The organism is Blautia sp. MB18-30, assembly GCF_023669475.1.
GTDB classification, from domain to species: Bacteria; Bacillota; Clostridia; order Lachnospirales; family Lachnospiraceae; genus Blautia_A; species Blautia_A fusiformis.
This window is the reverse complement of the sequence record NZ_JAMOYY010000005.1, coordinates 97,589-116,799: the sequence shown is the minus strand read 5'-3', so window position 1 is coordinate 116,799 and position 19,211 is coordinate 97,589. Positions and strand designations below refer to the sequence as shown.

The following is a 19,211-nucleotide window of genomic DNA, read 5'->3' as shown; positions in this document are numbered from 1 at the left end:
AAAACTAAGTGAAAATTCTATTTGAAATATGCAAAATAATGTGATAAAGTATTAACAATACATGAACGGAGGTAAAAAGAGTGGAAAACTACATGTATTTGGTGCCGGTGGCAGCAGTACTGGCACTTCTGTTCGCAGCATACCTTGCAGCGAAGGTCAGCAAGCAGGATGCAGGAACAGACAGAATGAAGGAGATCGCAGGTGCGATCGCAGAAGGTGCCCGCGCCTTCTTAACAGCAGAGTACAAGATCCTGGTTATTTTTGTAGCCGTACTTTTTGTACTGATCGGAATCGGAGTTGGAAGCTGGGTAACAGCAATCTGCTTCGTAGTAGGTGCTCTGTTTTCAACAATCGCAGGATACTGCGGTATGACCGTTGCAACAAAGGCTAATGTAAGAACAGCAAATGCAGCAAAAGAGGGAGGAATGAACAAGGCTCTTTCCATTGCATTCTCCGGCGGTGCTGTTATGGGTATGTGTGTTGCAGGTCTTGGTGCACTGGGTGTCAGCGTTGTGTATATCATCACAAAGAACGTTGACGTACTTTCTGGATTCAGCCTTGGTGCTTCTTCCATCGCACTGTTTGCACGTGTTGGTGGTGGAATCTATACAAAGGCAGCTGACGTAGGAGCTGACCTTGTAGGTAAGGTTGAGGCAGGAATCCCGGAGGATGACCCTCGTAACCCGGCTGTTATCGCGGATAACGTAGGTGATAACGTAGGTGATGTTGCTGGTATGGGTGCAGACCTTTTTGAGTCCTATGTAGGATCTCTGGTATCTGCCCTTACACTTGGTGCGGTAGCCGGAGCAGTTTCCGGTGTTCTCTATCCGCTGGCTATTGCAGGCTGTGGACTGATCGCATCCATCATTGCAACATTCTTTGTAAAAGGTGATGATAATTCCAATCCGCAGAAAGCCCTCACAAGAGGAAGCTATGTATCTGCAACACTTGTTATCATTGTGTCCCTGATCCTCAGCAAGACTCTCTTCGGAGACATGAAGGCAGCCATCGCTGTGATCGCAGGTCTTGTTGTCGGTGTCATCATCGGAAACATTACAGAGTATTACACATCTGCAGATTATAAACCGGTTCAGGGAATCGGCGAGCAGTCTGAGACAGGTGCAGCTACAACTATCATCAGTGGTATCGCAGTAGGTATGAAATCTACAGCATTCCCGATCCTGCTGATCTGTGTTGGTATTTTTGTAGCATACGGTGTGGATGGATTATACGGAATCGCTCTTGCAGCAGTTGGTATGCTTTCCACAACAGGAATCACAGTTGCCGTTGACGCGTATGGACCCATCGCTGACAATGCCGGTGGTATTGCAGAGATGTCAGGTCTGGATGAGTCAGTTCGTGAGATCACAGATAAGCTTGATTCTGTAGGTAACACAACAGCAGCTATGGGTAAAGGCTTCGCGATCGGTTCCGCAGCTCTTACAGCGCTTGCTCTGTTTGTATCTTATGCGAATGCAGTAAATCTGGATGCGATCAATATCCTTGCTCCTCGTGTTACGATCGGTATCTTTATCGGTGGTATGCTTACATTCCTCTTCTCGGCCTTCACAATGGAATCCGTTTCCAAGGCTGCTTACAAGATGATCGAGGAAGTAAGACGCCAGTTCCGTGAGAAACCGGGTATCATGAAGGGTACCGAGAAACCGGATTACAAATCATGCGTTGCGATCTCCACAACAGCAGCTCTTCACGAGATGATGCTTCCTGGAATCATGGCGGTCGTTGTTCCGGTTATCGTAGGTGTTGTTCTTGGCGTTGAGGCTCTTGGAGGACTTCTTTCCGGTGCTCTTGTAACAGGTGTACTGATGGCGATCTTCATGTCCAACGCAGGTGGTGCATGGGATAATGCAAAAAAATACATCGAGACAGGTCATCATGGCGGAAAAGGCAGCGAGGCGCACAAAGCAGCCGTTGTCGGCGATACAGTCGGCGATCCGTTCAAAGATACATCAGGGCCTTCCATTAACATCCTGATCAAGCTTATGACTATTGTATCACTGGTATTTGCTCCTCTGTTCTTATCCATCGGAGGACTTCTGTAAATATCATTTCAGAAAAAAAGTAAACCCATATTATATAAAAAAGCTCTTTGCAGAGAAATCTGCAGGGAGCTTTTTTTGTGCGACAGGCGGCGGAATTGTACGGATATGAGAGTGTGCTCTGGTTATGAGTCAGTTTCTGGATTTTCTGTTCGTGCAGCCTGTTCAATCAGTGTCCGGTTTACATCATCCTCATAGGTCCGCATCTGCACCTGCATAGGTGTGGGATCATCGCTTAGCTTCAGATGCCCGAAATGATTAAAGAAGATCAGTACGCCGAGGCCGATCCCGATGGAGTAGGAAATCTCCAGGATGGTAAAGCCGGAGGAACTTTTTCCCGTAACAAGAGTGTAAAACTGGCTAAAAAGGCTGCCCATATCTACGTCATTATTAAAGGTCATAATGGAAAAAGCGGCGCCGAAAAAGGAAACCAGGCATACAAAAAGGATTTTCACATACCGGAAAATTTTCCCTGTGGCAGAGCTGATGCGGTAGGTGATGATAAAATCCGTTTCCCCGATGGGAGAAATATCAATGGAGGGTTCCAGCTTCTGGATCTTTTTCAGAAGATCCGAGACAGACATCACATAGCGTCCGGGATTTTTCGCATCCAGAACGATCACAGGCATGACCCGCAGACGATTGAGGATTTTGGGGTCACTCATGGAAAGTGCAGCGATATCCTGAAGATATACATGTGGGTTGGTGACTTCAATGTTCTGATCCAGCTGCAGATAAAGAGTATCACTCATGAGAAAAAACTCCTTTCCCGGAATATTATTTTTTCATTTTTGGACGGAAGAAGAGACTGGCCAGATAAGAGAAGATCAGGGCGGAGGAAACTCCGGCAGCACAGGCAGTGAAGCCTCCTGTAAAAAGCCCAAGGATGCCGTCTTCTTCAATGGCTTTTTTCATACCCTCCCATAATACATGTCCGAAACCGATCAGCGGGACGGAGGCCCCGGCACCTGCAAAATCCACCAGCGGCCGGTAGACGCCAACGGCACTTAACAGGGCGCCGCTACATACCAGAAGTACCATCACACGGCCAGGCATCAGCTTTGTCTTGTCCAGAAGGATCTGGATCAGGGCACAGACAAGGCCGCCAAACCAGAATGCGTTAAAGTAATCCATGCTCATACCTCCATATGCTCGATGACAACTCCGTGGGCAATACCCGGAATACTGTCACCTTCATTAAAGCTTACTTTGGAAAGAAGCGCTCCTGTTGGTACAAAAAGGATCCGCTTCCATTCTCCGGATACAATCTTCGGAAGGATATAGGAGGCAAGGACTACAGCAGAACAGCCGCAGCCGCTTCCTCCTGCGTGGGTGTCCTGAGAAGGATTGTCATAGATCAGGATACCGCAGTCTTTATGAATGGGAGAAAGCCGGATATTTTGTTCCTCCAGAAGATCCAGGAGAATTTTCTGCCCGATGATCCCCAGATCCCCGGTAAAGACGGCATCATAATCCGAAGGCGTCCGCCCGAAATCCGAAAAGCTTCGTGCAATGGTATCGCAGGCCGCAGGAGCCATACAGCCTCCCATGTTCATGGAATCCCTGAGACCGTAATCCATCACACGGCCGGCAGTAAGGCCGGTGATAGCAGCACAGCCTTTGCCGGAGCGCAGAGGAGCTTTTTCTCCGGGAGGAGATGTACTTAGGATACAGGCACCGCTTCCGGTTACTGTCCAGGTGGCAGAAAACGGCCGCTGGTTTCCGTATCCCAGGGGAAAACGAAATTCTTTTTCCGCACTTGCGAAATGGCTGGAAGTGGCACATAAGACTCGTGTGCCGAATCCGGCGGTCAGAGCAAGGGAACCGAGAGAAAGTGCTTCCCCTATGGTGGAGCAGGCGCCGTAAAGACCGTAAAAGGGAATTCCAAGTCCAGCGGAGCCGAAACAGGTGGCTGATGTCTGAGCGAGAAGATCTCCGGCGAACATCAGATGGATATCTTCGGAGCTCAGTCCGGCTTTGCTTATGGCCTGAGTGGCAGTTTCTTTCTGCAGTGTGCTTTCCGCAGATTCCCAGGTGTCACAGCCAAACATGGGATCTTTACAGACCAGGTCAAAAAGATCTCCAAGAGGACCGTCCGCCTCTTTCTGACTGACGATGGATGCGGCGCTTTCGATATACAAAGGCTGTGAAAATGCAATGCTGGCTGCGCCAAGTCTGAGACTTTTGCTCATGATATCACCTCCAGGATCTTTAGGATATAATAGATTACACCCAGTCCCCAGGCGCTTAAGATGCCGTAGAGGATCACAGGGCCTGCAATAGTAAAGATCTTGCACCCTATGCCGAAAACCTGTCCTTCTGCCCGGAACTCAATGGCGGATGCAGCCACTGAGTTGGCGAATCCGGTAATGGGAACAAGACTTCCTGCACCGCCGAATTTACCGATTTTGGGATAAATACCAAAGCCCGTGAGAAGGACGCTTAAGAGAATGAGAAGGACAGAACACCAGGTTCTGGAATCGGAAGCATCTGCACCGAGAGCCTGTGCTGTGTTTAAGATAACCTGTCCAAGAAGACAGATCAGTCCGCCTGTGAGAAAAGCTTTTGCCATATTCAGCGGCAGACTGTGGGTGGGAGTAAGCTGCTTGACATATTGTTCATATTTTTTTTTGTTGATATTTTGCATATGGAAAATCCTTTCGTGAGATGGTAGAGTGACAGTAAGAATTACATCCAGCTCATGGCATAATAAAACAGGGAGCCCAGGGCTTTTCCGGCGGCAATGGAAATTATTACTGGAGAAAGCCCCTGAGAGAGCTTCAGCCGTCTGGCAAAGACGGGAAAGACTTTTGCGATCTCTGCCAGTGCAAGGATCCAGCCGCCCAGGAAAATTCCGAAAAATACTCCGCAGACAGCCAGGAAAAAAGGTCCCAGCGGAATTCTGATCGGAAACAGGGTGACGACGGTTCCGGCAACTGTTCCCAGAAGTGTCAGATCTTCATAAAGAAAAATCTGGTCAGCTGTATGCGTGATACCTGCATAGCGGGGAACAATGGAAAGGCCGATCAGCAGTCCGGAGACACCTCCTGCAACGATGATCCCGGCACAGAAACCGATAAAGCACAGAATCAGCTGTTGAAGCATGGACAGAACCTCCTTGTGGGATTGTATGGGAATAGTATGAGAAAATATAAATTTTTTATGCGAAAATCTTAAAAAACAAGAATATCTGTACATTTACGGACAGAGATAGTATAATAAAAAAGAATATGGACAGCGGCGGACAGGCGCTGTCTTTCTCAATCAAAAGAAAAAACAGTGTCAGGAGGACGGATATGCAGGATGCTTTTTCACGTATGGAATTGCTCGTTGGAAATACAGGTGTAAAAAAACTCAGCAGGGCGAAAATTGCAGTATTCGGTCTTGGCGGAGCCGGATCACAGGTGGCAGAGTCACTTGCGCGCTGCGGTGTGGGGAGTCTGACACTGATCGATCATGAAAAGATCACATTGACGAATATCGGAAGCCAGGTGCTGGCACTTCATTCTACTCTGGGAATGAGCAAGGTAGAGGCGGCCAAGAAGAGAATCCGGGATATTGATGAGAATATTTTGGTGCATACCTACGAAACCTTTTATAATGAGGAGACTGCGGGAATGTTTGAATTGCGTTCCTTTGATTATATTGTGGATACAATGGGAACACTGTCGTCAAAACTGCTTCTGATCAGCAGAGCAAGGGAGGAACGTGTGCCTGTGATCTCCTGCCTGGACATCGGGGACAAGATAGACCCGTCTAGACTTGAGGTTGCGGATATCAGCAGGACCACAGTATGCCCGGCGGCCAGGATCATAAAAAAAGAACTGCGTAAACAGGGAATACGTAAACTCAAAGTACTGTATTCCAGAGAACAACCGGCAAAAGAAAAGCTTTTCAGACGGAGAAGAACTATGGTGAAGAAGCCTGCCGAAGGAAATATTTCCTTTGTGACAGGGACTGCGGGATATCTGCTGGCGGGAGAAGTTGTGCGGGATATACTGTCAGCCGGAAACGTTTCACACAGCTGACAGCAAATGAGAAATGGAGCGCAGATCACGGACAGATCCAGTTCATGAGCATGAGTCAAGGCGGAACAGTAATGTCTGCTTTACAGAAATAAAACAGAAAGACTGAGGAAATAAAAAGTGAATTCAGAAATCATAAAAAAGTTCTGCGATCTTCTTGGAGAAGAACGTGTTTTTACAGGCGAAGCAATGAGCCGTCATACAACTTTTAAGATCGGAGGTCCGGCGGATTATTTTCTGATGCCGGATAAAGACACAGATGTGGGGCGTATCGTAAAAATCTGTAAAGAAAGTGCGATCCCTTATTTTATCCTCGGAAATGGAAGTAATCTTCTAGTAGGAGACGGCGGTTACCGTGGTGCGGTTATCCAGATCTACAAAAATATGTCTGCCGTTACCGTAGAAGGAACAGAGATCACCGTACAGGCAGGTGCGCTGCTTTCATCGGTGGCAGCAGCAGCAAAAAATGCAGCTCTTACAGGCTTTGAGTTTGCAGGCGGGATCCCGGGAACTATGGGCGGTGCGGTTGTGATGAATGCAGGTGCCTATGGCGGCGAGATGAAGGATGTTCTCACAGAGGTAACTGTGATGGATGAGGAGGGAGCGATCGTTACCCTTCCGGCAGATAAACTGGAACTGGGATATCGTACCAGCATCATCAAAACCGCAGGTTATATCGTGCTGGAAGCAAAGTTGCAGCTGAAGGAGGGAAATCCGGAAGTGATCCGTGAGACCATGAAAGATCTGACGATCCGTCGTACCACCAAACAGCCGTTGGAGTATCCCAGTGCTGGAAGTACCTTTAAGAGACCGGAGGGATATTTTGCAGGTAAGCTGATCATGGACAGCGGTCTTGCTGGATATCAGGTAGGTGGTGCACAGGTTTCTGAGAAACACTGTGGCTTTGTGATCAATGCAGGCGGTGCAACTGCCAGGGATGTCCGCACGCTGATGGATAATGTCAGGGATATCGTTTATAAGAAATATGGAGTTACGCTGGAACCGGAGGTGAAGTTCCTGGGTGATTTTGAAGCCTGATGACCATTTCTGGTACATCGTTTTCAAAATAATTATACCACTTACTTGTCTGTGGATCCGATCGCACAGACCTAAAAGGCTCAGCGTAGTCCGGCTTTCAGGTACCCAGGATACGAAACAGAGGTAACAGGAATGCGTATGTACGCTTTGCAGATAACGGAAGAAGAAATGGAAAGGAAGAGAGACTATGCGTTTTGTGATCGTTACAGGTGTGTCAGGAGCAGGAAAAACAGCTGCACTTAAAATGTTGGAGGATATGGGATATTTCTGCGTGGATAATCTTCCAATCCAGCTTCTGGAAAAATTTGCTTCCCTTCTTCCTGAGATGCAGAGCGAAAATGTTAGAAATGTGGCTCTTGGGATCGATGCCAGAAGCGGAAGTGCCCTTGATGAACTGGAAGTAGTTCTGGACCGTATGAAGCAGACCGGGTATGATTACGAGATCCTGTTTATGGATGCAGAGGATTCGGTCCTTGTAAAACGCTATAAAGAATCCAGAAGAAGCCACCCGCTGGCAAGAGCAGGGAGAGTGGATGAGGGAATCCGCCTGGAACGTGAGAAAACAAAATTTCTCCGGAAACGTGCGGATTATATCATTGATACCAGCCATCTGCTTACCAGGGAGCTTCGCCAGGAAATCGAAAAGATCTTTGTGGATGACAGAGAGTTCAGCAATATCATGATCTCTGTGCTTTCCTTCGGCTTTAAGTATGGAATCCCGGCAGATGCAGATCTTGTGTTTGATGTGCGATTTCTTCCCAATCCCTATTATGTGGATGAACTGCGTCCTCTGACAGGCCTTGACGATGAAGTGTTCAATTATGTGATGGCCAGTGATACGGCGAAAGCCTTCGCGGACAAACTGGAGGATATGATCCGTTTTCTGATCCCTAACTACATTAAAGAAGGGAAAACAAGCCTTGTGATCGGTATCGGATGTACAGGGGGGAAACATCGTTCTGTTACGATTGCCAGAGAACTTTTTTCCAGGCTTTCCAAATCGGATGAATACGGCATCCGCCTGGAGCACAGGGATGCGGAGAAGGACAGACTTCTGAAAAAATAACTGCCGCGATGAAAAGGGTGGCAGGGAAACAGTAAAAGAGGGTTCGGGATGTCATTTTCAGGAAAAGTCAAAGAAGAACTTTCAGGACAGCTTAGTCTGGCCAGGCACTGTCAGGTGGCAGAACTGGCGGCACTGCTCTGCGGCTGCGGCCGTGTGGAAAAAATGTCGGATGGAAACAGAAAACTATGGATCCAGACAGAAAATGAAGCAGTTGCAAGAAAAAGCTTTACATTATTGCGAAAAACCTTTAATATAGAGACAGCGATTGTTATCCGGGAAGGGGCTCATCTCAAACGGGGTAAGGTATATCTTGTTGAGGTTACGGATCCTGCCAGAACAGAGGAAGTACTGCAGGGGACAAAGCTTTCTGTGGATAACGAAACCGGTTTACTTGAAATGGATAATTCGCTTGTGGTTCAGATGAACTGTTGCAAGCGGGCATTTATTCGCGGTACTTTTTTGTCGTCCGGTTCGATCAGTGATCCAGAGAAAGGGTATCATTTTGAGATCGTGTGTCCGGACAGCAGGAAAGCAGAACAATTACAGGGGATTATCCGCAGTTTTCACGTAGAAGCTAAAATTGTGGTGCGCAAGAAATCATATGTGGTCTATGTGAAGGAAGGCGCGCAGATCGTTGACATGCTGGCAGTCATGGAGGCGAACGTAGCCCTTATGGATCTGGAGAACATCCGGATACTTAAGGAAATGCGTAACACGGTAAACCGTAAGGTGAACTGTGAGGCTGCGAATATCAATAAAACGGTAAATGCGGCAGTGAGACAGGTGGAAGATATACAGCTGATCAGCAGAACTATCGGCTTTGAGAGCTTAAGTGATGGATTGGCACAGATAGCCAGGCTGAGACTGCAGTATCCGGATGCCACACTGAAAGAATTAGGTATGATGTTGAATCCGCAGGTGGGCAAATCAGGTGTGAATCACCGGCTTCGCAAGCTGAGTGAGATCGCAGATGAGCTGCGGGAGAACAAGGAGGAGCTATTATGATTAAAAAACCAATCACTATCAACTTATCCACTGGACTGGAGGCAAGACCTGTAGCACAGCTTGTTCAGGTGGCAAGCCAGTTTAACAGTGAAATTTATGTTGAGATTGGCAAAAAAAGAGTCAATGCAAAGAGCATTATGGGAATGATGACTCTGGGACTTGACGCTGGAGAAGAGATTACACTGTCTGCCAACGGTGATGATGAGAATGCAGCGATGGAGAGCATTGAACAGTATTTAAGCAACCAGTAATCAGTTGGAACAGAGCAGTCCGCGGAAAATGGTAGATTCCTGCGGATGTGGAATATAAAGGGATACAGACGGAAAGGAAGACCGATTCCCGCTGTATCCCTTTCCGCTTCAAAGTACCTACAAATATGAAAGAGGAAGATTACCTATGTCAAAAGTATTGAAATTTATCGTACATTTTGTTGTGATATGCACACTGATCTGTGTACTGGGACTTGTTCTTCCGCCGTTCTTCGGGGTGAGAACAGTGATCGTGGATAAATCCGATAAGGCAACGAACCTCCCAGTCGGATCTGTTACATATGCGATCCCGGAGAAGAGTTCTGCGATCAGCGCAGGTACTCCGATCCTTGTACAGAAAGATTCCGAGACATATAAATATACGATCACCAATCTCGATGCCTCCAAGGGAACCGGAACAGTAACAGATCAGTCCGTTTCCGGAGGAAAGACTTTTACCATTAAGGTTGGAGATTATGTTCCAAAAGTTGTAGTTACCATTGGCTATGTGGGATATCTTATGGTGGCTACAGAAAGTATTGAAGGCCTGATCATTCTTGGTCTGGTCGTATTGTTCCTGATCATCCTGTATGTGATCGCAGAACTCTGGAAGAAAGAGCCGGATGATATTGAGGAAGATGTGAACGATCCGGAACCGGGTTATGTGAAGTCCAGGAAAGAACTGAAGCAGGAAGAAAAAGCACGTGCCATAAGAATGAAGGAAGAAGAAAAAGAGATCATTCAGGAAGAAAAGGCACGAAAACACAAAAATAAAAAAGCAGATAAGCGTAAGGTCCGTACGGGCGGTTTCGTAGATGAGATTGACGAAGAGGATGTTACAGGCTATTCGGAGAATAAAAAGAAGGCTGCCATACAGCAGACTGCACAGACTGCCGCAAGTGAAGCTCATGCGGAACTTAAGAAAGAGATTGCAGCAGCCACTTCAGAAGAAGCAGATATGCTTTCCAGACTGGAAATGGCAGAACGTACGGTTGAAGAAAACAGAAAGCCGCATCCGGCCGGAAAGGTCGAAGAGGTTCCGGAAGAGGAAGAGGAGCCGGTTACCATTGGAAGCCTTGCGATGCCGTCTTATTCCGCAGCGCAGCTTGCAAGCCGCGTAAAGAAGGCCGGTGATGCACCGGATATCGTTAAGGATGACATCACGAAGGTTACACTGTTTGATTACTCGGATATCATCAGTGGTGATGTGGACGATATGGAAGAATAAAATAAGTACCTATTATATAAGAAGAAAATGGTTCAGAAATGAGCCATTTTCTTCTTTTTTAAAAAAAATCAAAAAAATTTAAAAAAAGGCTTGCATTCTGAAGAATCATCGTATATACTAATCCTTGCTGTGACATTGATAGCTATGAAGCGCGAGGTTGCTGCCACACTGGCAGGTTTTCCGTGGAGCGAATGTCAAGTTAGGAAACTGACGACAAGTCACTGTACAAAGTTCAATAACCATCTTGGGATGGGACGTGTGTGCAAATATACCATGACACACACGGAGATGTGTACAGTCGCCGCTTGTCGTACTGCTATATAAGTACGAATAGGAGGAGACTTTTTTTATGGCAAATCAGGTAATGAGAATCACATTAAAGGCATATGATCATCAGCTCGTTGATGCATCTGCAGCAAAGATCATCGAGACAGTAAAGAAGAACGGAGCAATGGTAAGTGGACCGGTTCCGCTTCCTACTAAGAAAGAGGTTGTTACAATCTTAAGAGCTGTTCATAAATACAAAGATTCCAGAGAGCAGTTTGAGCAGAGAACACATAAGAGACTTATCGATATCCTGACACCAACTCAGAAAACAGTAGATGCACTTTCCAGACTGGAAATGCCAGCTGGTGTTCACATCGATATCAAGATGAAAAACCGCTAATAATGTCATTTGACATTAACTATATGATTACCGAATGGTAATCCGCTATAAGGAGGAAGAAAGAAATGAAGAAAGCTATTTTAGCTACTAAAGTCGGAATGACTCAGATCTTCAATGAAGATGGAATGTTAATTCCGGTAACTGTTTTACAGGCAGGTCCTTGCGTTGTAACTCAGGTTAAAACTGAGGAGAACGATGGATACACATCAGTTCAGGTTGGCTTCGGCGAGATCAGAGAGAAACTGGTCAACAAACCGGAGAAAGGCCACTTTGACAAAGCTGGTGTAGCTGTAAAGAGATTTGTAAAAGAGTTCAGATTTGACAATGCCGGCGAGTATGAGGTTGGACAGGAAATCAAGGCTGATATCTTTGCAGCAGGAGATCATATCGATGCTACTGCAGTTTCCAAAGGTAAAGGCTTCCAGGGCGCCATCAAGAGACATGGCCAGTCCAGAGGACCTATGGCTCACGGTTCTAAATATCATCGTCATGCAGGTTCCAACGGCGCTTGCTCCGATCCAAGCAAGGTTTTCAAAGGAAAACATATGCCAGGTCACATGGGACATGTTCAGGTAACTGTTCAGAATCTTGAGATCGTACGTGTAGATACAGAAAATAACTTACTGTTAGTTAAGGGTGCTGTTCCAGGACCTAAGAAATCTTTGGTTACAATCAAAGAGACAGTAAAGTCCTTATAATAGGAAAGGAGGAGCATCAGAATGGCTAATGTAACTGTTTATAATATGGAAGGCAATGAAGTTGGCACAATGGAGCTGAATGACGCAGTATTCGGCGTTGAGATCAACGAGCATCTCGTTCATCTTGCAGTTGTTCGTCAGCTTGCAAATAACCGTCAGGGAACTCAGAAAGCGAAAACTCGTTCTGAGGTAAGAGGCGGCGGAAGAAAACCGTGGAGACAGAAAGGAACAGGTCATGCAAGACAGGGTTCCATCCGTGCACCACAGTGGACAGGCGGCGGTGTTGTATTCGCTCCGGTTCCGAGAGATTATGAAGTAAAAATGAACAAGAAGGAAAGAAGAGCAGCTCTTAAATCCGCTCTGACATCCAAGGTTCAGGATAATAAACTTGTTGTTGTTGACAGCCTTGCACTTGCTGAGGTTAAGACAAAAGAGATGCAGAAGGTTCTTACAAACCTGAAAGCAGAGAAAGCTCTTGTAATCACAGCTGACAACGATCAGAACGTAGTTCTTTCCGCAAGAAACATCGCTGACGTGGAAACTGCAACACCGGCTACAATCAACACATACGATGTTATGAAACACAACACCGTAGTTGTTACAAAGGATGCCGTTGCATCTATCGAGGAGGTATACGCATAATGGCAAGTATTCAGTACTATGACGTAATCATCCGTCCGGTTATCACAGAGAAATCCATGGCAGACATGGGTGAGAAGAAATATACATTCCTTGTACATCCGGAAGCTAACAAGACTCAGATCAAAGAGGCTGTTGAGAAGATGTTCGAGGGAACAAAAGTTAAGAGCGTAAACACCATCAACAGTGATGGAAAGAAAAAACGCCGTGGAATGGTAGTTGGAAAAACTGCTAAGACTAAAAAAGCTATCGTAGCTCTTACAGAAGAGAGCAAAGATATCGAGATTTTTGAGGGACTTTAATTAACAGATAAGTCCGAATATGTGCACGAAAGCACGAGAACAAATTCGAAAGGAGAAACATCATGGGAATCAAAAGCTATAACCCATATACACCGTCAAGAAGACATATGACTGGTTCCGACTTCTCTGAGATTACAGCTGCAAAACCAGAGAAATCCCTCGTTACTTCCCTTAAGAAGAACGCTGGACGTAACAATCAGGGTAAGATCACTGTAAGACATCAGGGTGGCGGAAGCAGAAGAAAATACAGAATCATCGACTTCAAGAGAAGAAAAGATGGAATCCCTGCAACAGTTAAAACAATCGAGTACGATCCGAACAGAACAGCTAACATCGCTCTGATCTGCTACGCAGATGGCGAGAAAGCTTACATCCTCGCTCCAGAGGGACTTAAAGTAGGCCAGAAGGTTTACAATGGTCCGGAAGCTGAGGTTCGTGTTGGAAACTGCCTCCCACTGGAGCTTATCCCGGTTGGTACTATGGTTCACAACATTGAGCTTCATCCTGGAAAAGGCGGACAGATGGTTCGTTCTGCAGGAAACGGCGCACAGCTCATGGCTAAAGAAGGAAAGTACGCAACACTTCGTCTTCCTTCCGGTGAGATGAGAATGGTTCCGATCGTATGCCGCGCAACTGTTGGTGTAATCGGAAACGGAGATCACAACCTTATTAACATCGGTAAAGCCGGACGTAAACGTAACATGGGTATCAGACCTACAGTTCGTGGTTCCGTAATGAACCCGAATGACCATCCACATGGTGGTGGTGAAGGTAAGACCGGTATCGGACGCCCAGGTCCTTGCACACCGTGGGGCAAACCTGCTCTCGGCCTGAAGACCAGAAAGAAAAACAAACAGTCCAACAAGTACATCGTAAGAAGACGCGATGGAAAAGCATTATCGAAATAATAAGGAGGAGAAAGCATGTCTCGTTCACTGAAAAAAGGACCTTTTGCAGACCAGAGCTTACTTAAAAAAGTAGACGCTCTTAACGCTGCAAATGATAAATCCGTAATCAAAACTTGGTCTCGCCGTTCCACAATCTTCCCGTCTTTCGTAGGACACACAATCGCTGTTCATGACGGAAGAAAACATGTGCCGGTATATATCACAGAGGATATGGTAGGACACAAACTTGGTGAGTTCGTTGCAACAAGAACTTACAGAGGACACGGAAAAGACGAGAAGAAGTCCGGAGTACGCTAGTCATCAGATTTATAACTGCCCGCTGTCAATTTAAGACAGCTGGCAGATAACTTAGATATCGAATTTAAGAAAGGAGGCACTTTAAGATGGCAAAAGGACATAGAAGCCAGATAAAGAGAGCCAGAAATGAGAATAATAGAGAGACAAGGCCGTCTGCAAAGTTATCTTATGCAAGAATTTCTGTTCAGAAAGCCTGCTACGTATTAGATGCGATCCGTGGCAAAGATGTACAGACAGCACTTGGTATCCTGACATACAATCCGAGATACGCTTCCAGCGTGATCAAAAAACTGCTTGAGTCAGCAGTAGCAAACGCTGAGAACAACAACGGAATGAACGCAGACAACCTTTATGTTGCAGCATGCTATGCAGATAAGGGACCTACAATGAAGAGAATTCAGCCGAGAGCACAGGGTAGAGCTTACAGAATCGAGAAGAGAACTAGCCATATCACTGTTGTGCTTGATGAAAGGTAAGGAGGAAAAGCATGGGACAGAAAGTTAATCCGCATGGCCTTAGAGTCGGAGTTATCAAGGATTGGGATTCCAGATGGTATGCAGAAGACAAGTTTGCTGACTACCTGGTAGAAGACTACAACATCAGAACATTCCTTAAAAAGAAATTATACAGCGCAGGTGTTTCCAAAATCGAGATCGAGAGAGCATCTGACAGAGTTAAGATCATCATCTACACAGCAAAACCTGGTATCGTAATCGGTAAGGGCGGCGCAGAGATCGAGAAAGTTAAAGCTGAGCTTCAGAAATACACAGACAAGAAGCTTATCGTTGACATCAAAGAAGTTAAGAGACCGGACAAAGATGCACAGCTGGTTGCTGAGAACATTGCTCTTCAGCTTGAGAATCGTATTTCCTTCAGACGTGCTATGAAGTCCACAATGCAGAGAACAATGAAGGCTGGCGCTAAGGGAATCAAGACTTCCGTATCCGGACGTCTCGGCGGAGCTGATATGGCTCGTACAGAGTTCTACAGCGAGGGAACAATCCCGCTTCAGACACTTCGTGCAGATATCGACTATGGCTTTGCGGAAGCAGACACCACATATGGTAAAGTTGGTGTTAAGGCATGGATCTACAATGGTGAGATTCTTCCGACAAAAGGAACTAAGGAAGGGAGCGATAAATAATGTTAATGCCAAAAAGAGTAAAACGTCGTAAACAATTCCGTGGCTCCATGAGAGGAAAAGCCCTTAGAGGCAATGTTATCAACTATGGTGATTTCGGTCTTGTTGCTACTGAGCCATGTTGGATCAGATCTAATCAGATCGAGGCAGCCCGTGTTGCTATGACCCGTTACATCAAACGTGGCGGTAAAGTTTGGATTAAGATTTTCCCGGATAAACCGGTAACAGCTAAACCAGCTGAGACTCGAATGGGTTCCGGAAAAGGCGCTCTGGAGTACTGGGTAGCAGTAGTAAAACCAGGTCGTGTTATGTTTGAGATTGCAGGCGTGTCCGAAGAGGTTGCCCGTGAAGCATTACGTCTTGCAATGCACAAGTTACCATGTAAATGTAAAATCGTTTCTCGTGCAGACTTAGAAGGCGGTGATAACAGTGAAAATTAATAAGTTCGTGGAAGATTTAAAAGCAAAGTCAGTTGCAGAACTGAATGAAGAATTAGTAGCTGCTAAAAAAGAGCTTTTCAATCTGAGATTTCAGAATGCAACAAACCAGTTAGACAATACAGGACGAATCAAAGAGGTTCGTAAAAATATTGCCAGAATCCAGACAGTAATCACTGAGCAGGCAAACGCTTCCAAATAGGACAGGAGGACATAATCGTGGAAAGAAATCTGAGAAAAACCCGCGTGGGTAAGGTTATCAGCGACAAAATGGATAAGACCATCGTAGTTGCAATTGAAGACCATGTAAAACATCCTCTTTACAAAAAAATCGTGAAGAGAACATATAAATTAAAAGCTCATGACGAGAACAATGAGTGCAACATCGGAGATACCGTTAAGGTAATGGAGACCAGACCGCTGTCCAAGGACAAGAGATGGAGACTGGTTGAGATCGTAGAGAAAGCTAAATAAGGAGGAAACCAGTATGATTCAGCAGGAAACTAGACTGAAAGTTGCCGACAACACTGGTGCAAAAGAAATCCTTTGTATTCGTGTTATGGGCGGCTCTACAAGAAGATATGCAAACATCGGTGACACAATCGTTGCTACGGTTAAAGATGCAACACCAGGCGGCGTTGTTAAAAAAGGTGACGTTGTTAAAGCTGTAGTTGTTAGAACTAAAAAAGGCGCTCGTCGTAAAGACGGATCTTACATCCGTTTCGATGAAAATGCTGCCGTAATTATCAAGGATGACTTAACTCCGAGAGGAACACGTATCTTTGGACCAGTTGCCAGAGAGCTTCGTGAGAAGAAATTCATGAAGATCGTTTCCTTAGCTCCGGAAGTATTATAGGAGGGTGCCGAATGTCAGCTATGAAAATTAAAAAAGGTGATACTGTAAAGGTAATCGCTGGAAAAGATAAAGGTAAGGACGGAAAGGTCCTTGCAGTTAACGTAAAAGACAACACAGTAGTTGTTGAGAACGTAAACATGGTTACAAAGCACGCTAAACCGTCCGCAGCTAATCAGAACGGTGGAATCGTGACAAAAGAAGCTCCGCTTCATATCTCCAACGTAATGCTCGTTGTAGACGGAAAAGCTACAAGAGTTGGATTCAAGATGGATGGAGACAAAAAAGTTCGTGTTGCCAAAGCAACAGGAAAGACAATCGATTAATTAAGAGAGGAGGCATATAAAGGTGAGTAGATTAAAAGATCTTTACAAGAACGAGATCATGGATGCCATGACCAAGAAATTCGGATACAAAAACGTAATGGAAGTGCCAAAACTCGAGAAAATCGTTGTTAACATGGGTGTTGGCGAGGCAAAAGAGAACGCTAAACTTCTTGACGCTGCAATCGCAGATATGGAACTTGTTACAGGACAGAAAGCAATCGCTACAAAAGCTAAAAAATCTGTCGCTAACTTCAAAATCAGAGAGGGTATGCCGATCGGATGTAAAGTTACTCTGAGAGGCGAGAAGATGTATGAGTTCGCTGATCGTCTTATCAACCTTGCTCTTCCACGTGTACGTGACTTCCGTGGTGTTAACCCGAACGCATTCGACGGCAGAGGAAACTATGCTCTTGGTATCAAAGAGCAGCTGATCTTCCCAGAGGTTGAGTACGATAAGGTTGATAAAGTAAGAGGAATGGACGTTATCTTCGTTACAACTGCTAAAACAGATGAAGAGGCACGCGAATTACTGACATTATTCAACATGCCATTTGCTAAATAGGAGGAAAAGATTCATGGCTAAGACAGCAATGAAAATTAAACAGCAGCGTAAAGCTAAATTCTCCACAAGAGAGTATACTCGCTGCAGAATCTGTGGCCGTCCACATGCATACCTGAGAAAATACGGAATTTGCAGAATCTGCTTCCGTGAGCTGGCATACAAAGGTCAGATCCCGGGTGTTAAGAAAGCTTCCTGGTAGGCCGAGGCGAAAGCAACTTTTTAATCATTTAAATAATATTCACACGACATGTAAAGTCTGAAGAAAGAGGAGGAAACTTACATGACAATGAGCGATCCGATCGCAGATATGCTTACAAGAATCCGTAACGCAAATACTGCAAAACATGACACTGTAGACGTACCGGCATCCAAGATGAAAATTGCTATCGCAAACATCCTTGTAGATGAGGGATACATCGCAAAATATGATCTGGTTGAGGATGGAGTTGTTAAAACTCTTCACATCACACTGAAATATGGTGAGGACAAAAACCAGAAGATCATCACAGGACTTAAGAGAATCTCCAAACCAGGTCTTCGTGTATACGCAGGCAAGGATGAGCTTCCGAAGGTTCTTGGTGGACTTGGTATCGCAATCCTTTCCACAAACAAAGGCGTTATCACTGACAAAGAGGCTCGTAAGCTTCAGGTTGGTGGCGAGGTACTTGCATTCGTTTGGTAGGCCAAAGCCGCTTAACGAAGCAGTCATATAGCTTTTAAACTGAAAACAGAGAGGGCATGGGCCCTCTCCGACAATCTAAGTAAGGAGGACAAATTTATGTCACGAATCGGAAGACTTCCGGTTGCAATTCCAGCTGGCGTTGAGGTTACAGTCGCAGATGGAAACGTTGTAACAGTAAAAGGACCTAAGGGAACACTTGAGAGAGCACTCCCGACAGAGTTAGAGATTAAAGTTGAAGACGGTCATGTAGTTGTAACAAGACCGAACGACTTAAAGAGAATCAAAGCCCTTCACGGCTTAACAAGAAGCCTTATCCACAACATGGTTGTTGGTGTAAGCGAAGGATACAAAAAAGAGCTTGAGGTTAACGGTGTTGGTTACAGAGCTGCTAAGCAGGGCAAGAAACTTGTACTTAACCTCGGATATTCTCACCCGGTAGAGATGGAAGATCCAGAAGGTCTTGAGTCCACAGTTGACGGAAACAAGATCATCGTATCTGGTATCAGCAAAGAAAAAGTTGGCCAGTACGCAGCTGAGATCAGAGACAAGAGAAGACCTGAGCCATACAAGGGCAAGGGAATCAAGTACGTTGACGAAGTTATCAGACGTAAAGTCGGTAAGACCGGTAAGAAATAATTAAGGAGAGTGAGAATATGATTAACAAAGCATCCAGAAGCGAAATTCGCGAAAAGAAGCATAGAAGATTACGTCATCATTTAAACGGAACTGCAACTACTCCTCGTCTGGCAGTATTTCGTTCCAACAAGCACATCTATGCACAGATTATTGATGACACAGTTGGTAAAACTTTAGTATCCGCTTCTACTCTCCAGAAGGACGTAAAAGCAGAGCTTGAGAACACTGATGATGTACAGGCTGCAGCAAAAGTTGGAACAGTGATCGGTAAAAAAGCTGTTGAGGCTGGTATCGAGAGCGTTGTTTTCGACAGAGGTGGATATATCTACCACGGAAAAGTTAAAGCACTGGCAGATGCAGCAAGAGAAGCTGGACTGAAATTCTAAGAGGAGG

Annotated in this window: 30 protein-coding genes; 25 read left to right on the top strand and 5 right to left on the bottom strand. The window is 45.6% G+C overall.

Going from position 1 to position 19,211, the window contains the following annotated elements; genetic code table 11:
- Positions 1-80: 80 nt before the first annotated feature.
- Positions 81-2,063, top strand: a complete 1,983-nt coding sequence (locus NCY57_RS03990; protein ID WP_059085332.1) for a sodium-translocating pyrophosphatase — start codon at positions 81-83, stop codon at positions 2,061-2,063.
- Between the two features lie 122 nt (positions 2,064-2,185).
- Here NCY57_RS03990 and NCY57_RS03985 read toward each other — a convergent pair whose 3' ends face one another.
- From NCY57_RS03985 to NCY57_RS03965, 5 genes are read right to left on the bottom strand one after another with little or no spacing between them, the layout of a single operon-like run.
- Positions 2,186-2,812: a stage V sporulation protein AA gene (locus tag NCY57_RS03985; RefSeq protein ID WP_250789503.1), complete on the bottom strand. Its 627-nt coding sequence runs from the start codon at positions 2,810-2,812 to the stop codon at positions 2,186-2,188.
- A gap of 25 nt (positions 2,813-2,837) precedes the next feature.
- Positions 2,838-3,194, bottom strand: coding sequence for a SpoVA/SpoVAEb family sporulation membrane protein (locus tag NCY57_RS03980; RefSeq protein ID WP_059085334.1), 357 nt, complete (start codon positions 3,192-3,194; stop codon positions 2,838-2,840).
- 2 nt (positions 3,195-3,196) lie between these two features.
- Positions 3,197-4,252: a stage V sporulation protein AD gene (locus tag NCY57_RS03975; RefSeq protein ID WP_250789502.1), complete on the bottom strand. Its 1,056-nt coding sequence runs from the start codon at positions 4,250-4,252 to the stop codon at positions 3,197-3,199.
- Positions 4,249-4,707 carry a SpoVA/SpoVAEb family sporulation membrane protein gene (locus NCY57_RS03970; protein WP_118368442.1) on the bottom strand — a complete coding sequence of 153 codons (459 nt, stop codon included), beginning with the start codon at positions 4,705-4,707 and terminating at the stop codon, positions 4,249-4,251. The genes NCY57_RS03975 and NCY57_RS03970 overlap by 4 nt, the downstream gene beginning before the upstream one ends.
- 41 nt (positions 4,708-4,748) lie before the next feature.
- On the bottom strand, positions 4,749-5,165 hold the full coding sequence (locus tag NCY57_RS03965; protein WP_015526908.1) for a stage V sporulation protein AB: 417 nt from the start codon (positions 5,163-5,165) through the stop codon (positions 4,749-4,751).
- Positions 5,166-5,356: 191 nt separating this feature from the next.
- On the opposite strand from NCY57_RS03965, the gene NCY57_RS03960 reads away from it, so the two are divergent.
- From NCY57_RS03960 to rplR, 24 genes are all read left to right on the top strand, one after another.
- Complete coding sequence (locus tag NCY57_RS03960; protein WP_022426384.1) at positions 5,357-6,088, top strand: tRNA threonylcarbamoyladenosine dehydratase; 732 nt, start codon at positions 5,357-5,359, stop codon at positions 6,086-6,088.
- Between the two features lie 117 nt (positions 6,089-6,205).
- On the top strand, positions 6,206-7,123 hold the full coding sequence (gene murB / locus NCY57_RS03955) for a UDP-N-acetylmuramate dehydrogenase (RefSeq protein ID WP_250789501.1): 918 nt from the start codon (positions 6,206-6,208) through the stop codon (positions 7,121-7,123).
- Positions 7,124-7,310: 187 nt separating this feature from the next.
- Positions 7,311-8,189 (top strand): RNase adapter RapZ, encoded by an 879-nt coding sequence (rapZ, locus tag NCY57_RS03950; protein ID WP_015526911.1) that lies wholly within the window; start codon positions 7,311-7,313, stop codon positions 8,187-8,189.
- A 48-nt stretch (positions 8,190-8,237) separates the two neighbouring features.
- A complete protein-coding gene (gene whiA / locus NCY57_RS03945) occupies positions 8,238-9,194 on the top strand; it encodes a DNA-binding protein WhiA (RefSeq protein ID WP_110103642.1) in 957 nt (318 codons plus the stop codon).
- The gene (locus NCY57_RS03940) at positions 9,191-9,445 is read left to right on the top strand and encodes an HPr family phosphocarrier protein (protein ID WP_015526913.1); all 255 of its coding nucleotides are present in this window, start codon (positions 9,191-9,193) and stop codon (positions 9,443-9,445) included. The genes whiA and NCY57_RS03940 overlap by 4 nt, the downstream gene beginning before the upstream one ends.
- Before the next feature lie 145 nt (positions 9,446-9,590).
- Complete coding sequence (locus NCY57_RS03935) at positions 9,591-10,670, top strand: hypothetical protein (RefSeq protein WP_173733873.1); 1,080 nt, start codon at positions 9,591-9,593, stop codon at positions 10,668-10,670.
- A 349-nt stretch (positions 10,671-11,019) separates the two neighbouring features.
- A complete protein-coding gene (gene rpsJ / locus NCY57_RS03930; protein ID WP_015526916.1) occupies positions 11,020-11,337 on the top strand; it encodes a 30S ribosomal protein S10 in 318 nt (105 codons plus the stop codon).
- A gap of 65 nt (positions 11,338-11,402) precedes the next feature.
- Positions 11,403-12,035 carry a 50S ribosomal protein L3 gene (gene rplC / locus NCY57_RS03925; RefSeq protein WP_015526917.1) on the top strand — a complete coding sequence of 211 codons (633 nt, stop codon included), beginning with the start codon at positions 11,403-11,405 and terminating at the stop codon, positions 12,033-12,035.
- Between the two features lie 21 nt (positions 12,036-12,056).
- Entirely contained in the window at positions 12,057-12,677 is a 621-nt protein-coding gene (gene rplD / locus NCY57_RS03920) for a 50S ribosomal protein L4 (RefSeq protein ID WP_015526918.1), read from the top strand.
- Entirely contained in the window at positions 12,677-12,976 is a 300-nt protein-coding gene (gene rplW / locus NCY57_RS03915) for a 50S ribosomal protein L23 (protein WP_015526919.1), read from the top strand. Before rplD ends, rplW begins: the two co-directional genes overlap by 1 nt.
- Positions 12,977-13,038: 62 nt before the next feature.
- A complete protein-coding gene (rplB, locus tag NCY57_RS03910; protein WP_015526920.1) occupies positions 13,039-13,884 on the top strand; it encodes a 50S ribosomal protein L2 in 846 nt (281 codons plus the stop codon).
- A 15-nt stretch (positions 13,885-13,899) separates the two neighbouring features.
- Entirely contained in the window at positions 13,900-14,181 is a 282-nt protein-coding gene (gene rpsS, locus NCY57_RS03905; protein WP_015526921.1) for a 30S ribosomal protein S19, read from the top strand.
- A gap of 86 nt (positions 14,182-14,267) precedes the next feature.
- The gene (rplV, locus tag NCY57_RS03900; protein WP_015526922.1) at positions 14,268-14,657 is read left to right on the top strand and encodes a 50S ribosomal protein L22; all 390 of its coding nucleotides are present in this window, start codon (positions 14,268-14,270) and stop codon (positions 14,655-14,657) included.
- An 11-nt stretch (positions 14,658-14,668) separates the two neighbouring features.
- A complete protein-coding gene (gene rpsC / locus NCY57_RS03895; protein ID WP_015526923.1) occupies positions 14,669-15,325 on the top strand; it encodes a 30S ribosomal protein S3 in 657 nt (218 codons plus the stop codon).
- Positions 15,325-15,762, top strand: a complete 438-nt coding sequence (rplP, locus tag NCY57_RS03890; RefSeq protein ID WP_015526924.1) for a 50S ribosomal protein L16 — start codon at positions 15,325-15,327, stop codon at positions 15,760-15,762. Before rpsC ends, rplP begins: the two co-directional genes overlap by 1 nt.
- A complete protein-coding gene (rpmC, locus tag NCY57_RS03885; protein ID WP_021650762.1) occupies positions 15,752-15,961 on the top strand; it encodes a 50S ribosomal protein L29 in 210 nt (69 codons plus the stop codon). Before rplP ends, rpmC begins: the two co-directional genes overlap by 11 nt.
- 17 nt (positions 15,962-15,978) lie before the next feature.
- Entirely contained in the window at positions 15,979-16,233 is a 255-nt protein-coding gene (gene rpsQ / locus NCY57_RS03880; protein WP_021650763.1) for a 30S ribosomal protein S17, read from the top strand.
- A gap of 13 nt (positions 16,234-16,246) precedes the next feature.
- Positions 16,247-16,615 (top strand): 50S ribosomal protein L14, encoded by a 369-nt coding sequence (rplN, locus tag NCY57_RS03875; protein WP_019162495.1) that lies wholly within the window; start codon positions 16,247-16,249, stop codon positions 16,613-16,615.
- An 11-nt stretch (positions 16,616-16,626) separates the two neighbouring features.
- On the top strand, positions 16,627-16,938 hold the full coding sequence (rplX, locus tag NCY57_RS03870) for a 50S ribosomal protein L24 (RefSeq protein ID WP_021650764.1): 312 nt from the start codon (positions 16,627-16,629) through the stop codon (positions 16,936-16,938).
- A 22-nt stretch (positions 16,939-16,960) separates the two neighbouring features.
- Positions 16,961-17,500 carry a 50S ribosomal protein L5 gene (gene rplE / locus NCY57_RS03865; protein ID WP_021650765.1) on the top strand — a complete coding sequence of 180 codons (540 nt, stop codon included), beginning with the start codon at positions 16,961-16,963 and terminating at the stop codon, positions 17,498-17,500.
- A 13-nt stretch (positions 17,501-17,513) separates the two neighbouring features.
- The gene (locus NCY57_RS03860; protein ID WP_015526927.1) at positions 17,514-17,699 is read left to right on the top strand and encodes a type Z 30S ribosomal protein S14; all 186 of its coding nucleotides are present in this window, start codon (positions 17,514-17,516) and stop codon (positions 17,697-17,699) included.
- An 81-nt stretch (positions 17,700-17,780) separates the two neighbouring features.
- Complete coding sequence (gene rpsH / locus NCY57_RS03855; protein ID WP_015526928.1) at positions 17,781-18,182, top strand: 30S ribosomal protein S8; 402 nt, start codon at positions 17,781-17,783, stop codon at positions 18,180-18,182.
- A gap of 96 nt (positions 18,183-18,278) precedes the next feature.
- Positions 18,279-18,818 (top strand): 50S ribosomal protein L6, encoded by a 540-nt coding sequence (gene rplF / locus NCY57_RS03850; RefSeq protein WP_015526929.1) that lies wholly within the window; start codon positions 18,279-18,281, stop codon positions 18,816-18,818.
- 17 nt (positions 18,819-18,835) lie between these two features.
- Positions 18,836-19,204 carry a 50S ribosomal protein L18 gene (gene rplR / locus NCY57_RS03845; protein ID WP_015526930.1) on the top strand — a complete coding sequence of 123 codons (369 nt, stop codon included), beginning with the start codon at positions 18,836-18,838 and terminating at the stop codon, positions 19,202-19,204.
- The last annotated feature ends 7 nt before the right edge of the window (positions 19,205-19,211 follow it).

What these genes read in the sequence shown, in the direction of transcription:
- NCY57_RS03985 (WP_250789503.1), bottom strand. Translation starts at nt 2,812, where the DNA reads ATGAGTGATACTCTTTATCTGCAGCTGGATCAGAACATTGAAGTCACC.
- NCY57_RS03980 (WP_059085334.1), bottom strand. Translation starts at nt 3,194, where the DNA reads ATGGATTACTTTAACGCATTCTGGTTTGGCGGCCTTGTCTGTGCCCTG.
- NCY57_RS03975 (WP_250789502.1), bottom strand. Translation starts at nt 4,252, where the DNA reads ATGAGCAAAAGTCTCAGACTTGGCGCAGCCAGCATTGCATTTTCACAG.
- NCY57_RS03970 (WP_118368442.1), bottom strand. Translation starts at nt 4,707, where the DNA reads ATGCAAAATATCAACAAAAAAAAATATGAACAATATGTCAAGCAGCTT.
- NCY57_RS03965 (WP_015526908.1), bottom strand. Translation starts at nt 5,165, where the DNA reads ATGCTTCAACAGCTGATTCTGTGCTTTATCGGTTTCTGTGCCGGGATC.
- NCY57_RS03960 (WP_022426384.1), top strand. Translation starts at nt 5,357, where the DNA reads ATGCAGGATGCTTTTTCACGTATGGAATTGCTCGTTGGAAATACAGGT.
- rapZ (WP_015526911.1), top strand. Translation starts at nt 7,311, where the DNA reads ATGCGTTTTGTGATCGTTACAGGTGTGTCAGGAGCAGGAAAAACAGCT.
- whiA (WP_110103642.1), top strand. Translation starts at nt 8,238, where the DNA reads ATGTCATTTTCAGGAAAAGTCAAAGAAGAACTTTCAGGACAGCTTAGT.
- NCY57_RS03940 (WP_015526913.1), top strand. Translation starts at nt 9,191, where the DNA reads ATGATTAAAAAACCAATCACTATCAACTTATCCACTGGACTGGAGGCA.
- NCY57_RS03935 (WP_173733873.1), top strand. Translation starts at nt 9,591, where the DNA reads ATGTCAAAAGTATTGAAATTTATCGTACATTTTGTTGTGATATGCACA.
- rpsJ (WP_015526916.1), top strand. Translation starts at nt 11,020, where the DNA reads ATGGCAAATCAGGTAATGAGAATCACATTAAAGGCATATGATCATCAG.
- rplC (WP_015526917.1), top strand. Translation starts at nt 11,403, where the DNA reads ATGAAGAAAGCTATTTTAGCTACTAAAGTCGGAATGACTCAGATCTTC.
- rplD (WP_015526918.1), top strand. Translation starts at nt 12,057, where the DNA reads ATGGCTAATGTAACTGTTTATAATATGGAAGGCAATGAAGTTGGCACA.
- rplW (WP_015526919.1), top strand. Translation starts at nt 12,677, where the DNA reads ATGGCAAGTATTCAGTACTATGACGTAATCATCCGTCCGGTTATCACA.
- rplB (WP_015526920.1), top strand. Translation starts at nt 13,039, where the DNA reads ATGGGAATCAAAAGCTATAACCCATATACACCGTCAAGAAGACATATG.
- rpsS (WP_015526921.1), top strand. Translation starts at nt 13,900, where the DNA reads ATGTCTCGTTCACTGAAAAAAGGACCTTTTGCAGACCAGAGCTTACTT.
- rplV (WP_015526922.1), top strand. Translation starts at nt 14,268, where the DNA reads ATGGCAAAAGGACATAGAAGCCAGATAAAGAGAGCCAGAAATGAGAAT.
- rpsC (WP_015526923.1), top strand. Translation starts at nt 14,669, where the DNA reads ATGGGACAGAAAGTTAATCCGCATGGCCTTAGAGTCGGAGTTATCAAG.
- rplP (WP_015526924.1), top strand. Translation starts at nt 15,325, where the DNA reads ATGTTAATGCCAAAAAGAGTAAAACGTCGTAAACAATTCCGTGGCTCC.
- rplN (WP_019162495.1), top strand. Translation starts at nt 16,247, where the DNA reads ATGATTCAGCAGGAAACTAGACTGAAAGTTGCCGACAACACTGGTGCA.
- rplX (WP_021650764.1), top strand. Translation starts at nt 16,627, where the DNA reads ATGTCAGCTATGAAAATTAAAAAAGGTGATACTGTAAAGGTAATCGCT.
- NCY57_RS03860 (WP_015526927.1), top strand. Translation starts at nt 17,514, where the DNA reads ATGGCTAAGACAGCAATGAAAATTAAACAGCAGCGTAAAGCTAAATTC.
- rpsH (WP_015526928.1), top strand. Translation starts at nt 17,781, where the DNA reads ATGACAATGAGCGATCCGATCGCAGATATGCTTACAAGAATCCGTAAC.
- rplF (WP_015526929.1), top strand. Translation starts at nt 18,279, where the DNA reads ATGTCACGAATCGGAAGACTTCCGGTTGCAATTCCAGCTGGCGTTGAG.
- rplR (WP_015526930.1), top strand. Translation starts at nt 18,836, where the DNA reads ATGATTAACAAAGCATCCAGAAGCGAAATTCGCGAAAAGAAGCATAGA.